Raw genomic sequence first — 14,468 nt, forward strand, 5'->3', positions numbered from 1 at the left:
GTGGGTGGCCACCGGCGGGCGGGGCCGGACGCGGGTGCCGTTGCGGCCGGCGGTGACGATCAGCCCCCGCTGGCGCAGCTCGGCGTAGGCGCGGGAGACGGTGGCCGGGCTGACCGCCAGCTCGGCGGCGAGCGCCCGGACCGGCGGGAGAAGTGCGCCCGGGGCGAGGGCGGTGACGCGGATGGCCGACTCGATGCTGGCCGAAATCTCGACGGCCGTCGCACCGGTGACCTGATAGCGTGCTGACACAAATCCAGCATTGTACTAGAACAAAGGTGGACGCATGTACCCGCCGACCGCCCGCACCACCGCCAGCCGCTCCCGGGATCGGATGAGCTACGACCGGGCCGCCGCGCACGCCGTGCTCGACGAGGCGTACCACTGCGCGCTCGGGTTCACCGTGGACGGTGAACCACGCGTGCTGCCCACCCTGCACGTACGCGTCGGCGACACCCTCTACCTGCACGGCTCCACCGGCAGCCGGCCGCTGCTCGCCGCCCGGGGTGACGGGCTGCCGGTCTGTGTGGCGGTCACCCTGCTCGACGGGCTGGTCTACAGCCGCTCACACTTCGACCACAGCGCCAACTACCGGTCCGTGGTCGCGCACGGCACCGCCCACCTGGTCACCGACCCGGGCGAGAAGGCCGACGTGCTGACCGCCCTGGTGGAGAAGGTGGGCGCCGGCCGCGCGGCGGACAGCCGGCCGCCGAACCGCCGTGAGCTGGCCGAGACCGCCGTGCTGGCGCTGCCGCTCCGCGAGGTGTCGGTACGCGCCCGCAGCGGCGGCGTGCAGGACGACCCGGCCGACCTCGCGCTGGCGCACTGGGCCGGGGTGGTGCCGCTGCGGCTGACCGCCGGCCGGCCCGAGCCCGACGCCGGGGTGACCGCCCCCTTGCCGGCGTACCTGCGCACGGCCCGGACGCCGTGGCACGCGCCGGCCGCGCTGGGCGGCAGCCACGTACGACTCGAACCGCTGGACCTGTCCCACGCCGACGAGCTGTACGCGGCGACCGCCGACCCGGAGGTCTGGCGGCACCTGAGCGGGCCGCTGCCGACCGGTCCGGCGGAGCTGCGCGAGGTGATCGCCGCCGCCCTGGCCGAGCAGCACCGGGGCGAGCGGGTCGCCTGGGTGCAGCGGTGCGCGGTCACCGGGGCGGTGGTCGGCAGCACCTCCTACTACGAGATCGACCCCGAGCGGCGGTCGGTGGCGATCGGGCACACGTTCCTCGGCCGGCCCTGGTGGCGTACCGGGATCAACACCGAGGCGAAGCTGCTGCTGCTCGCCCGTGCCTTCGACGAGCTGGGCGCGGTACGGGTGGTCTGGCACACCGACATCCGCAACGAGCGCTCGCAGCGGGCCATCGAGCGGCTCGGCGCGACCCGGGAGGGAGTGCTGCGCCGGCACCGGCTGCGCCCGGACGGCTCGTGGCGGGACACCGTGCAGTATTCGATGACCGTCGACGAGTGGCCGAACGCACAGGCCAGCCTGCGGGAAAGTCTTCTCCCCCAGGCCCCGGCGGCCGGATGATGTCCGGCGTGCTGGGGATCACCGACATCTGGACGTACGTGCTGGGCACCGTGGCCATCGTGCTGCTGCCCGGGCCCAACTCGCTCTTCGTACTCTCCACCGCCGCCCGGCGGGGCGTGGGCACCGGTTACCGGGCCGCGGCCGGGGTCTTCGTCGGCGACGGGGTGCTCATGTTCCTCTCCGCCGCCGGGGTGGCGTCGCTGCTCAAGGCGTACCCACCGGTCTTCCTCGTGATCAAGTACGCGGGCGCCGCGTACCTGGGCTACGTGGGGTTGACCATGCTGCGCGCGGCCTGGCGGCGCTGGCGGGACCGCAACGACCCGACCACGCCGCGGCTGATCGACGCCGCGGAGCCGGCGGCGACGCGCAGCCCGTTCCGCAAGGCCCTCGTGATCAGCCTGCTCAACCCGAAGGCGATCCTGTTCTTCATCTCGTTCTTCATCCAGTTCGTCGACCCGACCTACGCCTGGCCGGCGCTGTCCTTCCTGCTGCTCGGCCTGATCGCCCAGGTGACCAGCGCGCTCTACCTGACCGCGCTGATCTTCGCGGGCACGTTCCTGGCCGCCCAGTTCCGGCAGCGCCGCCGGCTGTCCGCCGGCGCGACCACCGCCGTCGGCGCGCTCTTCCTCGGCTTCGGCCTCAAGCTCGCCCAGGGATGAAAGGACGGGCCCGCGCGACGCGCGGCGGGGCTTCAAGTGCCGTCGCCGCCGCCACCGACGCCCGGGCTGCCCGCCGTGCCGCCCAGGCCGAAGCCGGGCTGGATCGGCTCGTCGGGTGGACGGCTGACGTGGGCCGACTCGGTGATGTTGGCCGACCAGTCGGCGTGCGCCGCCGCGGCGGCGTGCCGGTTGATCGCCACCCGCAACCAGCCGTCCACGGTGGATATCCAGTCCCGCTGGTCGGCACCGGCGTGCCAGATCCGGAACCGGCTGATGCTGGTGTGGGTGATCCCGGCCAGCGCCAGCCGGCGGTCGCACCAGAAGATCACTTCGAGGCCGGCGGAATTGGCCACGAAGATCACCTCCAGTTCGGTGATCGGCCCGGCGTAGAGCGGGCCCACCCAGAAACCCCACCGCTGGTGCAGGGGCAGGGTCTGCTCCACCCCGGGCAGCACACCGTCGACCAGCCCGGCCTGGCGGACGCTGAAGCCGAGCGTGTCCAGGGCGGCGAGGATGTGCTGCTGGGTTGGCAGCGGGTGGACGAAGATCGGCACCATCGCGCCCTGGTCCAGCGCCGGCTCGATCGCCACCTCGGTACGCAGCGCCATCCGCAGGCTGAGCAGCGGCACCCCACCGAACGTGGTCACCGGCGTCTCCCAGGGCAACGGGAACTCGAAGGGGATCGACCGACCCCGCCCCGCCCGCAGCACCAGGGCGTCGGCCACCTGCGCCTGGTGGAACTGCACCAGCCGGCGGGGCTCCTCCGGATCGTCCGGCTCGACCGTGCTGACCAGGCCGAGCCGGACGTGGTAGACCGGCACGTCGACGGAGCCCGCGAGGAGCGTCACCCGCCCCGGCAACCGAAGGCCGGGGCGGGTGCTCGGGTTGGCCAGGGCGGTGCGCACCGTCAGGCCCGTACCGCCCGACTCCGGTGACACCCCCGTCAGCCGCACCCGCGTCGCTCCTACCTCAGCCGGCGCACCGCGCGCGGGATCGGATCGGTCTCGTCGTCGAACTCACCGATGACCTCCTCCAGCAGGTCCTCCAGCGCGACGAAGCCGATCGGCCGGGTCGGACCGCCACCGTTGCGGACCAGCGCGAGCTGGGACTGGCGGGCCCGCATCGCGGCCACCGCCTCGGTCACGGTGGCCGTGGCGGGCAGGCTGATCGCGTCGTTCATCAGGTCGCCCGCGACCGCCTCGGGACGGGTGGCGGTGGCCCGCACCGCCTCCCGTACGTGCACCAGGCCGCAGACGTCACCGCCGGCGTCCAGCACCGCCAGCCGCGACCGGCCGCTGTCCCGGCTGACCTGCTCGACCCGGTCCACCGGGTCGTCCCGGCGCACCGTCACCATCTGCTCGACCGGTTCCATCACCTGGGCGACGGTGGTCCCTTGCAGCTCCAGCATGCTGGTCAGCAGCTCGTGCTGCGCGGCACCCAGCAGCCCGTGCTCGCGGGACTGCTCCAGCAGCATCCGCAGCTCGTCGGGGCCGTGCACCTGGGCCAACTGGTCCTGTGGGTTGACCTTGACCAGTCGCAGCATCGCGTTGGCCACCGCGTTCAGAACCGACAGCACCGGCCGGGCCACCCGGGCGAACGCCCGGAACGGCAGGGCCAGCAGCAACGCGGAGCGCTCCGGGTCGGTGATCGCCCAGGACTTCGGCGCCATCTCGCCGACCACCAGGTGCAGGAAGGTGACCAGGCTCAGCGCGAAGATCAGCGCGATCACGTGGCTCGCGCCGTACGGCAGGCCGACGGTGTGCAGCAGCGGGCTGAGCAGGCGCTCGATCGCCGGCTCGGCCAGCGCACCAAGGCCCAGCGTGCACAGCGTGATACCGAGCTGCGCGCCGGCCAGCATCAGAGACAGTTCGCGTACCCCGTCGAGCGCGGCCCGGGCCGGCCGGCCGCCGCCGGCCGCTGCCTGCTCCAGGCGGTACCGCTTGCTCGCGACCAGGGCGAACTCGGCGGCGACGAAGAACCCGTTGAGCGCCAGCAGGACCACCGAGGTGATCAGCGCAAATCCGGTGCTCATGCCGTCACCTCGCGTCGCTCGGCGCCGGCCTGAGCAGTTTCCACCCTGCCCCGCTGATTCGCTCGCTCAAGCTCGCTCATGCCGTCACCTCGCTACGGCCGCCGGTCACCTGGAGGCGGACCGAGTCGGCCACGTGCCGGTCGACCGCGAGCACCTCGACGAGGGCACGCGGGAGGACCTCGTGGTGGTCGCCGTCGGCCGGCAGGGTGATCTCCAGCCGGTCACCGACCTCGGGCACCCGGCCCAGCTCCCGCATGACCAACCCGGAGAGGGTGTCGTACTCGGGGTGCTCGGGCAGCGCGATGCCGGTGCTGTCGGCGACCTCGTCGATGCGCCAGCGCGCCGGCACCACCCACGAGCCGTCGTCCTGCCGGGCCGGGGCCCGCTCCGGTGGGTCGTCCTCGTCGCGGATCGGCCCGACCAGTTCCTCGGCGATGTCCTCCAGCGTGATGACGCCGGCGAAACCGCCGTACTCGTCGACCACGCAGGCGAGCTGACGGTGCCCGGAGCGCAGCCGGTCCAGCACCGTGGGCAGCGGCAGCGACTCCGGCACCAGCAGCGGCGGTACGGCCACCGCGCTGACCGGGGTGGTGGCGCGCTCGGCCGGCGGGACCCGGAGCACGTCGGCGATGCCGATCACGCCGACCAGGTCGTCGACGCCCTCGGCACCGCGTACCGGGAAACGGGAGCGCCCGGTGTCGAGCAGCTCGACCACCCGGCTGATCGGCTCGTCGGCCCGGACGGTGTGCACGTCGACCCGGGGCACCATGGCCTCCCCGGCGGTCAGCTCCCGGAAGTCGAGCCCCCGGTCGAGCAGCGTCGACATCTCGGCGTCGAGGTGCCCCCCCAGCCGGGACTCGGCGATGATCTGCTCCAGGTCCTCCGGGGTGGCTCCGCTGGGCAGCTCCTCGATCGGCTCGATGCCGATCCGCCGCAGCAGCCGCACCGCGGCCCGGTCGAACAGCTTGATCACCGGACCGGCGATCGCCAGGTAGATGAGGGTGGAGCGGGACAGCGCCCGGGCGACCGCCTCCGGGCGCGCGATGGCCAGGTTCTTCGGCGCCAGCTCGCCCACCACCATCTGCACGACGGTGGCGATGACCAGGGCCAGTACGACCGACAGCGGCAGGCTGACCCCGGTGGAGACGCCGGCGACGCCGAACAGCTCGGCCAGGCCGGCGCCGAGGTAGGGCTCGGCCGCGTAGCCGACCAGCAGGGCGGTGACGGTGATGCCGAGCTGCGCGCCGGAGAGCATGAACGACAGCCGGCCGGTGACCTCCAGGGCCCGGGCGGACGCCTGGTCGCCCTCGGCGGCGCGTTGCTTGAGCTTGCCTCGGTCGACGGCGACGTAGCCGAACTCCTGCGCGACGAAGTACCCCGTCGCGACGGTCAAAACGATGATCAGAAGAAGACCGACGAGGATCAACACGGGATGCTCAGGGCTCCCGGTGCCGTCGGATCGTGTGGATGCCGGGGCTTACCCGGCTGGCTACTGCTGCCCTCCTGGGCAGAAGAGTCGATCATGCCGTCATTCTACCGGCGCTCGGGGCGAGATCGTGGGGTGTGCGGCGAGCGGCCCCGCCGGTGCCGAGGCACCGCCGGGGCCGAGCCGGCCGACCGGCCAGATGAACCGGTCAGCTCTGCACGATCCGGACGTCGTCGACGGCGGCCTCGACCAGGCTGGCCGTGCTCGCGTCGGCGGCGTCGATCACGATCCGCACGGTCTGCCCGCGCAGGGTCGAGATGTTGACGCTGGCGCTCTGCCAGGAGGCCGCCCGGTTGGTGGCCGCGCCGGCCACGTTCAGCGCGGTCACCGTGCCGGTGCCCACCACCCGCACCCGGAGATAGTCGGCGCTGCTGGAGTTGTTCAGGTGGGCCAGGTACCACGCGAACGACAGGGTCAACGTGCCCGTCGACGGCAGGGTGATGGCCGGCGACTGGATGGTGCTCACCCCGCCGTCGAGGTCGTAGTCCCCGGCACTGCTGCCGGCCAGCCGTCCGGTGACCAGGTCGTAGCTTCCGCTGACCGTGGTGCCGAGCTGGGTGGCGATGCCGGAGCTGCTGGTGGCCTCGGGGTCGCCGCGCTCCCACTGACCGGCCGTCGCGGTGTCCGTGCCGGCCGGGTTGGTGGTCCAACCGGTGGCGGTCTCGAAGGTGTCGCTGTACACGGTGGTGCCGGGCGGCGGGGTCGCCACCTGGGCCAGCGTCCAGACCGTGTACGCGATCGCGTCGGCGTTGCGGTCCAGGGCGGTGTCGTTGATGTTGGTGGTGGTGTCGCAGGAACGGTGGTAGCAGGGGTCGAACGCCTGCCCGGCGGTGCCGCCCCACAGCGACGCCTGGGCGCTGCTCTTGATGCCCTCGGCGCCGGTGAAGGTGCCGCCGGCCGGGATGCCCACGCTGATGAACGGGCCGTAGTCGCTGCGCCCGTCGAAGTCGGTGCCCCGGGTGGGCACCCCGATCGAGGTGAAGTACGCCTGGATGGTCTGTTCGATCTGCGCCGAGCCGGCCGGCCCGGGGCCGGCACCCACGCCGTCGGAGTTGTCCCCGTCGTAGACGAAGTAGCCGGCGTTGGGCGAGCCGACCATGTCGAAGTTGAGGTACTGCTTGATCCGGGTCCGCTCGGCGGCGGGCAGGTTGTTGACGTAGTACTGCGAGCCGCGCAGCCCCAACTCCTCCGCGCCCCACCAGCCGAACCGCAGGTGCCGGTCGGGGGCGAAGCCGGTACGGGCGACGGTGAGCGCCACCTCCAGGATCGCCGCCGAACCCGAGCCGTTGTCGTTGATCCCGGGCCCGGCGGTGACGCTGTCCAGGTGCGCCCCGGTCATCACGACCGCGTTGGGATCACCACCCGGCCAGTCGGCGATCAGGTTGTACCCGGTCGCGCCGTTGTAGGTGAACGACTGCACCGTGGTGGTGTAGCCGACCGCGTCGAGTTGCGCCTTGACGTAGTTGACCGAGGCGAGATAGCCGGGCCGTCCGTGGGCCCGGTTGCCGCCGTTGGCGGTCGCGATCGACTGGAACTGGCTCAGGTGCGCCTTCACGTTCGCCAGGGCGATGTTGGGCGCGGCGACGGCGGCGGCGACCGGCGCGGCCACCACGGGTCGGGCGGCGACCGGCGTGCCGGCCAGGGCCGTCGCCGCTACGGCGGTCGCGCCGGCGACGGCCGCGGCAAGCCAGGTGGTGCGAGGGGTACGGGGTCTCATCGGTCCTCCCGGTTCGGGGGCGAGCACCGGCCACGCGGGGGTGCGCGTGGCGCCGGAGGACGGCCACTTGATCGATGGCCGTCTCTGCGAGAGGGTCCAGCCGTCCGCCCCGGCGGGCAAGACGCAAGACGCCGGAATAGTCGGCCTCCCCGAAATCCGGCGCGCGTCACCGCTCAGCCAACTCGTCGGTCTCGAGCAGTTGTCGCTCCAGCCGCCCGCTGCGGTACGCGGCCCGACCGATCATCTGCGCGGCGACCGGGGCGGTGGCCAACTGGAAGACGCCGACCAGCAGGATCATTCCGAGATCGGACGGGCTGCGCAGCCGCAACGCCACCCCGAGCAGCAGGAGCAGCACGCCCAGCACCTGTGGCTTGGTGGCCGCGTGCATCCGGCTCGGCGCGTCCGGGAACCGCAGCACCCCGATCGCGGCGGCCAGGTTCAGCAGCGCGCCGGCGACCAGGCTGACCGCACCCAACCAGTCGGCGACGACCCCCGGTGTCACGGCTGCTGCCGAACGGCGAAGCGGACCAGGGACACCGAGCCGACGAAGCCGAGCAGGGCGAGCACCACCAGCACCGGCAGCGTGGTGGCGTGCCGGGTGATGGCCGCCTCGGCGCCGATGGCACCGACCATGGTGGCGAGCAGCATGTCGGCGGCGATCACCCGGTCCAGCAGCGACGGTCCCCGGTAGAGCCGGACCACGGCGAGCAGGGCGGCCACCGACAGCACGCTGGCCAGGATGACGACGAGGACGGTGTTCACGAGGACTCCTTCTCGGCAGGTTCGGAGCGCATCCGGCGTACCTCGGCCGTCGAGCCGACCGCCGCGATGATCCGCCGTTCCAAGGCGCGGACCTGCTCACGGGCGGCGGTGAGGTCGGCCGGTCTGCGTACGTCGAGCACGTGCACGTACAGCCGCCCGCCGGCCCGGTCCACCTCGACGATCAAGGTGCCCGGCACCAACGACAGCGCTTCGGCGGTGAGCGCCAGGTTGAGGTCGGTGGGAATCCGCAGCCGGACCGCGACGATGGCCGAACGCGGGACGTAGCCGGGCTGCACCGCGATCCGGGCCACGTGCAGGCTGGCCTGGACCAGTTCCACCACGAACCGCACCCCGAACACCAGTAGCCCGCGCAACCGCAGCCGACCGCCGAAGGTCACCGGCGGCAGCGGGAAGAACACCAGCACCACCCCGGCCACGAGCAGCCCGCCCAGCAGGTTGCCCCAGCTGACCTCGCCCCAGAGCAGGTTCCAGACCAGCACCAGCCAGCCGTACGCGATCAGCCAGTCGCGCCACCGGCCCAGCCGGGCCCGGACGCCCCGGTCCGGCGGTCCCGGTGCCGCGCCCGCGGCCGGACCGGTCACGGTGGGCCGCCGGGCAGGACGGCGCGGATGTACGGGGTGCGATCGCGCAGGTCGACGGCCGCGCCGGTGGTCACGTCGAACAGCGGCCCGGCCACCACGGTCAGCCCCACCCCGAGCGCCACCAGGGCCACGGTGGCGCCGACCATCAGCGCGGGCAGCGGGGCGGTCGGCGTGACGGTCTGGCAGGGTGCGCGCCAGAAGGCCAGGTTCCACACCCGGCTCGCCACGTAGAGGGTGAGCAGGCTGGTCAGCGTGCCGACGGCGACCAGCACCCAGGGCAGCGGGCCGCCGGCCGCCACACCGGCCTGGAGCAGGCCGAGTTTGCCGAGGAAGCCGGAGAAGGGCGGAATGCCGGCGAGGTTCATCGCCGAGACGAAGAAGAGCACGCCGAGCACCGGTGCCATCCGGGCCAGCCCGCCGAGCCGACGCAGGTCGGTGCTGCCGGTCCGTTGCTCGACCAGGCCGGCGACCAGGAACAGGGCGGTCTGGATGGTGATGTGGTGGACCACGTAGAAGATCGCCCCGACCAGCCCGGCGACCGTGCTGAGCCCGACCCCGAAGATCATGAAACCGATGTGGCTGACCAGGGTGAAGGACAGCAGTCGCTTCATGTCCGACTGGGCCACCGCGCCGAGGATGCCGACCAGCATGGTCAGCCCGGCCACCACCATCAGCAGCTCGCCGGCCTGGTGACCGGGGAAGAGCAGCGTCTGGGTCCGGATGATCGCGTACACGCCGACCTTGGTGAGCAGGCCGGCGAAGACGGCGGTGACCGGGGCCGGGGCGGTCGGATAGCTGTCCGGCAGCCAGGCCGACAGTGGGAAGACCGCAGCCTTGATGCCGAAGGCCAGCAACAGCATCAGTTGCAGGCTCAGCCGTACGCCCTCGGGCAGCGCGTCCAGCCGGGCGGCGAGGTGAGCCAGGTTGAGCGTGCCGGTGGCCGCGTAGACCAGACCCACCGAGATCAGGAAGATCATCGAGGCCAGCACGTTGACCACCACGTACGTGGAGCCGGTGCGGATGCGCAGCCGGGTGCCGTTCAGGGTGATCAGGACGAAGCTGGCGGCGAGCAGCATCTCGAAGCCGACGAAGAGGTTGAACAGGTCACCGGCGAGGAACGCGTTGGTCACACCGGCGGTCAGCACCAGATAGGTCGGGTGGAAGATGGCCAGCGGAGCGGTCTCGCCGGTCTCCGCCTGCCCCTGACCGATCGAGTAGAGCAACACGCAGAGGGTGACCGCCGAGGAGACCACCAGCATCAGCGCGGCCAGTTGGTCGGCGACCAGCACGATGCCCACCGGCGCCCGCCAGTCACCGATCTCGACCACCAGCGGCCCGTGCCGGTACGCCTGCACCAGCAGCACCACCGCCACCACCAGGGTGCCGCCCAGGCAGCTCACACTGACCACCCGCTGGGGCAACGGCCGGTTCGCCAGCAACAGGGTCAGCGCGGCGCCCAGCAGCGGCAACATCACCGGCAGCGGCACGAGTGCGGTCATCGGCTCACCCCGGCCCCTCGTCCGGAAAGGCCCCCCGCTGCACCGGCGGATCGACCTGCTCCTCGTCCGAGCCCGCTCCCTCGCCGCCGAGGTCCGCGGTGGAGACCTCCTTGCGCGCGGCACGACGCACGATCTGCTGATCCTCGATGTCGTCCGGCACCTCGTCGTCGCCGGTCAGGTACCAGCTGCGATAGCTGAGCGCCAGCAGGAAGGCGGTGATCCCGAAGGTGATCACGATGGCGGTGAGCACCATGGCCTGGGGCAACGCGTCACTCATCGACGGCGCCTCGGTGACCCCGACGATCGGTGCCCGGCCGGACCGGCTACCGAAGATGATCAGCAGGTTGATCCCGTTTCCGATCAGGATGATGCCGAGCAGGACCCGGCTCAGGCTGCGCTCCAACAGCAGCGACACTCCGCAACCGACGAGCACCCCGATCGCGACGAAGGACACCAGGTTGGCGCCGGTGCTCACCTGGCCTCCTCCGGGTGGTCGACGGCCAACCCGCCGTCGGCGCGGCCGGCCGCCTCGATGTGCCGGTCCACCTCGGCGCCGAGGCTGCGCAGCACGTCCAGCGCCAACCCGATCACCACGAGGTAGACGCCGACGTCGAAGAACAGCGAGGTGACCAGGTAGAAATCCCCCACCAACGGCGCCCAGAGGTTGACTTTCGCGCTGCTCAACGCGCCCTCGCCGGCCAGCAGGGAGAGCAACCCGCCGCCTACCGTGCAGGCCATTCCGGCGCCGAGCACCGTGCCGGCACCGACCGGTGCGGACTCGGCCAACTCGTTGCGGCCACCGGCCAGGTAGCGCACGGTCAACGCCAGGCTGGCGACCAGCCCGCCGGCGAACCCGCCACCGGGCGCGTTGTGCCCGGAGAACAGCAGGTACAGGGAGAAGAGCACCACCGTGTGGAAGACCAGCCGGGTGACCACCTCCAGCACGATCGAACGGTTGCGCTCGTGCAGGGTCGGCCCGCCGCGCAGCCACAACGCTCGGCCGGCGGGGGCCGCACGACGGTCGGCGTCCAGCCGGCGGGGGCGGGGCCCGGTGCGGGACTGCTGGAAGACCAGGCTCGCCACCCCGGTGGCCGCGGCCACCAGCACCGACAGTTCCCCCAGCGTGTCCCAGGCCCGGATGTCGACCAACGTCACATTGACCACGTTGCGGCCGTGCCCCTGGGTGACGGCCAGGTGCGAAAGCTCCTCGGAGATGCTGCGCACATGCCGGGCGGCCGTGGCGGTCACCGCGAGTCCGGCGACGGTCACGCCGACCGTCACGCCGATCGCCCGCCGGATCCAGCGGCTGCGCCGCAGCGGTCGCGCCGAGAACCGCTCCGGCAACTGGCGCAGCACCAGCGCGAAGACCGCGATGGTCACCGTCTCCACGAGCAACTGGGTCAGCGCCAGGTCGGGCGCGCCGTGCAGCACGAAGAGCATCGCGGTGCCGTAGCCGGTCACCCCGACCAGCAGCATCGCCGTCAGCCGCCGGCGGGCGTTGACGGCGAGCACGGCCGCGGCGCTGATCACCAGCAGCACCACCGGTTGTGCGGAGGTGTCCCAGAAGGCGAGCTTCTTCTCCCACGGCCGGGTCAACAGCAACGCGCCGCCGGGCACGGCGGCCAGCACGATCAGGATGAGACCGAGATACTGCGGCAGCGAACCCCGCTGGGTGACGCTGGTGACGTCCACGGCGGCCCGGTCGAACCGATGGGTGATCCACGCATAGCCCTGCAGACCACCGACCGGCGACCGTAGCCGGGCCAGCACCGGGGCCAGCGGGCCACGCAGCGCGAACAGCGCCGCGCCGACGACCACCGCCAGCGCGGACAGGCCGACCGCCGGGGTGAGGCCGGACCAGACCGCCAGGTGCCCGTGGACGCTGCCGAAGAGTTCCGGGTACGGGCGGAGCAGGTCGTCCAGCACGCCCGCCGCCGCGCCGGCGACCAGCCCGGCGCCGGCCAGCAGGGCGGCCGGCACCAGCATCGGCACCGCGATCCGACCCAGTTCGGTCGGCGCCGCACCGAGCCGGGTGCCGAACGCGCCCCAGATGAAGCGGATGCTGTACGCGACGGTCAGCGCGGTGCTGGCGACCAGCACCGCCAGCAGCAGCGGCTGGTCGATGAAGGCGGTGAACACGGCCTCCTTGGCGACGAAGCCGAGCAGTGGCGGCAGGCCGGCCATCGACGCCGCGGCCAGCAGCGCCACCCCGGCCAGCACCGGAGCGGTGCGCCACAGCCCGGACAGCTCACGCAGGTCGCGGGTGTCGGCGCCGTGGTCGATCACGCCGACGACGAGGAACAGCGCCGCCTTGAACAGGGCGTGGGCGAGCAGCATCGCGACGCCGGCCAGCGCGGCGTCCGCGGTGCCCACCCCGATGACCACCGCCAGCAGGCCGAGCTGACTCACCGTGCCGTACGCCAGTAGCAGCTTCAGGTCGGTCTGCCGCAGCGCCGCCCAGCCGCCCATCACCATGGTGGCCAGCCCGGCGACCAGCACCACCGGACGCCACGGGCCGGCCACGGCGAGCACCGGGGCGAGCAGGCCGAGCAGGTAGACGCCGGCCTTCACCATCGCCGCCGCGTGCAGGTACGCGCTCACCGGCGTCGGCGCCGCCATCGCCACCGGCAGCCACGAGGTGAACGGCAGCACCGCCGACTTGGACAGTGCCCCGAGCAGGATCAGCAGCACGGCGCTGGCCAGGTACGCCCCGCCGGGCAGCGGGCGTTCGGCCAGTTCCGACCAGCGGTAGGTGCCCGCGTGGTGGCCGAGCATGATGAACCCGATCAGCATGGCCAGGCCGCCGACCGTGGTCATCATCAACGCCTGGGCGGCCGCCCAGCGGCTGGACCGCCGCTCGGTGCTGTGCCCGATCAGCAGGTACGAGAAGACCGTGGTGAGTTCCCAGCAGACGTAGAGCAGCAGCAGGTCGTCGGAGAGGACGAGGCCGAGCATCGCCCCGGCGAAGGCGACCATCACCCCGGCGAACCGGGCGGTCCCGCTCGCGTCGGGCGGGAAGTACCGTGCGCTGTAGACCAGCACCAGCGCGCCGATGCCGCCGACCAGCAGCGTCATCAGCCAGGACAGGGTGGTCATCCGCAGCGCTAGGTCCAACCCCAGCCGGGGGATCCACGGGTACGTCTCGACCACCGCGCCGCCGTCGGCGACAGCGGGTGTGCGTACCACCGCCCAGCCGAACGCGGCGGCGGGCGCGAGTGCCATCAGGTAGCAGGCGCGGGGCCCGCACCAGCGGACCAGCAGCGGCGCCGCGACGGCCGCCACCAGGTGCAGGATCAGCAGTACGAGCACGGCGCTCCCGGTCGAGTGGCAGCGGCGCCCCTCCCGCGTGCACGGCGCCTACGAGCGATCAGACGACAGTTCGCCGCGCTATGGGCTGTTTTCCCGAAATGAACCCGCTTTTCCCACTATCACGGATTCGGGTCACCCCGCCGGACCGGGCCACCGGCCGCCACCCAGGGCGCCCCTATGGGTTTCGTCAATCTGAGTACGCCTCCGACAGGAGGCGCTTGATCGTCACAACTGGTATCGGCCTGCCCGCCCGTGACCTCTACCCCGCTTCCCCTTTGCTCTGCTTCAACTGACGCAACGGTCACTGCCTGCGCCGGCCGCTGCCGCGTGGTACGGCCAGGGGCCGGCGTGTTGGTGCCGGTCAGGCGCTGTTGCGTCGGTTGAAGCAGAGCAAAGAGCAATCAGGGATAACCGGTGTCGGCCCAGCGGCGACCCGGCTGCGGTTACGCGGGGTAATGATCATGCAGGGTCGCGGTTCGGTGCAGGTGGCCAAAGGGGGCAGTGTGCGGTGGGACGTGGATGGCCCCGGGCAGAGCAGCCCGGCCTCGCGGTGCCCACAGGAGGCTCGGCCGCCAGGGGCCCGACCGCCAGGGCGCCGCCCTTTGCGTTCGTCAAACGGTGGTGGCGTGACCCGGCCCGTGCGCTGGGTCGCCGCCGCCGACCTGGTTGGTGTCGCGCGGGGCTGAAGGGTTGTCCGGGCGGCACCAGAGGCACCGGCACCAGGTGGCTGCCCGGTGACGCCCCAGGGCACGTGCTCGATCCAGGATCGAGTGGCCTCATCGCGGCTGGCAGGCCACTCGATCCTGGATCGAGCGTGTTCATGTGCATCGGCTGACGCTCGATCGTGCCGGTAGCGGGCAAAGCACGGGCGGGG

13 protein-coding genes are annotated in these 14,468 nt (G+C 72.3%); 2 read left to right on the forward strand and 11 right to left on the reverse strand.

Annotated elements, in window-relative coordinates; genetic code table 11:
- The coding region (locus tag C1I95_RS24190; RefSeq protein WP_146605809.1) for a GntR family transcriptional regulator at nt 1–249 on the reverse strand (249 nt) is incomplete at its 3' end.
- 34 nt (nt 250–283) lie between these two features.
- On the opposite strand from C1I95_RS24190, the gene C1I95_RS24195 reads away from it, so the two are divergent.
- Nucleotides 284–1,528: a bifunctional pyridoxamine 5'-phosphate oxidase family protein/GNAT family N-acetyltransferase gene (locus tag C1I95_RS24195; protein WP_111216961.1), complete on the forward strand. Its 1,245-nt coding sequence runs from the start codon at nt 284–286 to the stop codon at nt 1,526–1,528.
- Entirely contained in the window at nt 1,525–2,187 is a 663-nt protein-coding gene (leuE, locus tag C1I95_RS24200; protein WP_111216963.1) for a leucine efflux protein LeuE, read from the forward strand. Before C1I95_RS24195 ends, leuE begins: the two co-directional genes overlap by 4 nt.
- Before the next feature lie 32 nt (nt 2,188–2,219).
- On the opposite strand, the gene C1I95_RS24205 is transcribed toward leuE, so the two are convergent.
- From C1I95_RS24205 to C1I95_RS24250, 10 genes are all read right to left on the reverse strand, one after another.
- The gene (locus C1I95_RS24205) at nt 2,220–3,140 is read right to left on the reverse strand and encodes a sporulation protein (RefSeq protein WP_111216965.1); all 921 of its coding nucleotides are present in this window, start codon (nt 3,138–3,140) and stop codon (nt 2,220–2,222) included.
- A gap of 11 nt (nt 3,141–3,151) precedes the next feature.
- Nucleotides 3,152–4,219, reverse strand: a complete 1,068-nt coding sequence (locus tag C1I95_RS24210; RefSeq protein WP_111216967.1) for a hemolysin family protein — start codon at nt 4,217–4,219, stop codon at nt 3,152–3,154.
- Between the two features lie 76 nt (nt 4,220–4,295).
- On the reverse strand, nt 4,296–5,648 hold the full coding sequence (locus tag C1I95_RS24215) for a hemolysin family protein (RefSeq protein ID WP_111216969.1): 1,353 nt from the start codon (nt 5,646–5,648) through the stop codon (nt 4,296–4,298).
- 205 nt (nt 5,649–5,853) lie between these two features.
- Nucleotides 5,854–7,422, reverse strand: a complete 1,569-nt coding sequence (locus tag C1I95_RS24220) for a M28 family peptidase (protein ID WP_111216971.1) — start codon at nt 7,420–7,422, stop codon at nt 5,854–5,856.
- Between the two features lie 166 nt (nt 7,423–7,588).
- On the reverse strand, nt 7,589–7,924 hold the full coding sequence (gene mnhG, locus C1I95_RS24225) for a monovalent cation/H(+) antiporter subunit G (protein WP_111216973.1): 336 nt from the start codon (nt 7,922–7,924) through the stop codon (nt 7,589–7,591).
- On the reverse strand, nt 7,921–8,184 hold the full coding sequence (locus C1I95_RS24230) for an MrpF/PhaF family protein (protein WP_111216976.1): 264 nt from the start codon (nt 8,182–8,184) through the stop codon (nt 7,921–7,923). The genes mnhG and C1I95_RS24230 overlap by 4 nt, the downstream gene beginning before the upstream one ends.
- A complete protein-coding gene (locus C1I95_RS24235) occupies nt 8,181–8,786 on the reverse strand; it encodes a Na+/H+ antiporter subunit E (RefSeq protein WP_111216978.1) in 606 nt (201 codons plus the stop codon). Before C1I95_RS24235 ends, C1I95_RS24230 begins: the two co-directional genes overlap by 4 nt.
- The gene (locus C1I95_RS24240; protein WP_111216980.1) at nt 8,783–10,285 is read right to left on the reverse strand and encodes a Na+/H+ antiporter subunit D; all 1,503 of its coding nucleotides are present in this window, start codon (nt 10,283–10,285) and stop codon (nt 8,783–8,785) included. The genes C1I95_RS24235 and C1I95_RS24240 overlap by 4 nt, the downstream gene beginning before the upstream one ends.
- 4 nt (nt 10,286–10,289) lie before the next feature.
- Nucleotides 10,290–10,760 (reverse strand): Na(+)/H(+) antiporter subunit C, encoded by a 471-nt coding sequence (locus C1I95_RS24245; RefSeq protein ID WP_111216982.1) that lies wholly within the window; start codon nt 10,758–10,760, stop codon nt 10,290–10,292.
- The gene (locus tag C1I95_RS24250) at nt 10,757–13,594 is read right to left on the reverse strand and encodes a Na+/H+ antiporter subunit A (protein WP_111216984.1); all 2,838 of its coding nucleotides are present in this window, start codon (nt 13,592–13,594) and stop codon (nt 10,757–10,759) included. Before C1I95_RS24250 ends, C1I95_RS24245 begins: the two co-directional genes overlap by 4 nt.
- Between the last annotated feature and the right edge of the window lie 874 nt (nt 13,595–14,468).

Origin of the sequence: Micromonospora craterilacus (genome assembly GCF_003236315.1) — a bacterium.
GTDB lineage: Bacteria > Actinomycetota > Actinomycetes > Mycobacteriales > Micromonosporaceae > Micromonospora > Micromonospora craterilacus.

What these genes read in the sequence shown, in the direction of transcription:
- C1I95_RS24210 (WP_111216967.1), bottom strand. Translation starts at nt 4,219, where the DNA reads ATGAGCACCGGATTTGCGCTGATCACCTCGGTGGTCCTGCTGGCGCTC.
- C1I95_RS24220 (WP_111216971.1), bottom strand. Translation starts at nt 7,422, where the DNA reads ATGAGACCCCGTACCCCTCGCACCACCTGGCTTGCCGCGGCCGTCGCC.
- C1I95_RS24240 (WP_111216980.1), bottom strand. Translation starts at nt 10,285, where the DNA reads ATGACCGCACTCGTGCCGCTGCCGGTGATGTTGCCGCTGCTGGGCGCC.
- C1I95_RS24195 (WP_111216961.1), top strand. Translation starts at nt 284, where the DNA reads ATGTACCCGCCGACCGCCCGCACCACCGCCAGCCGCTCCCGGGATCGG.
- leuE (WP_111216963.1), top strand. Translation starts at nt 1,525, where the DNA reads ATGATGTCCGGCGTGCTGGGGATCACCGACATCTGGACGTACGTGCTG.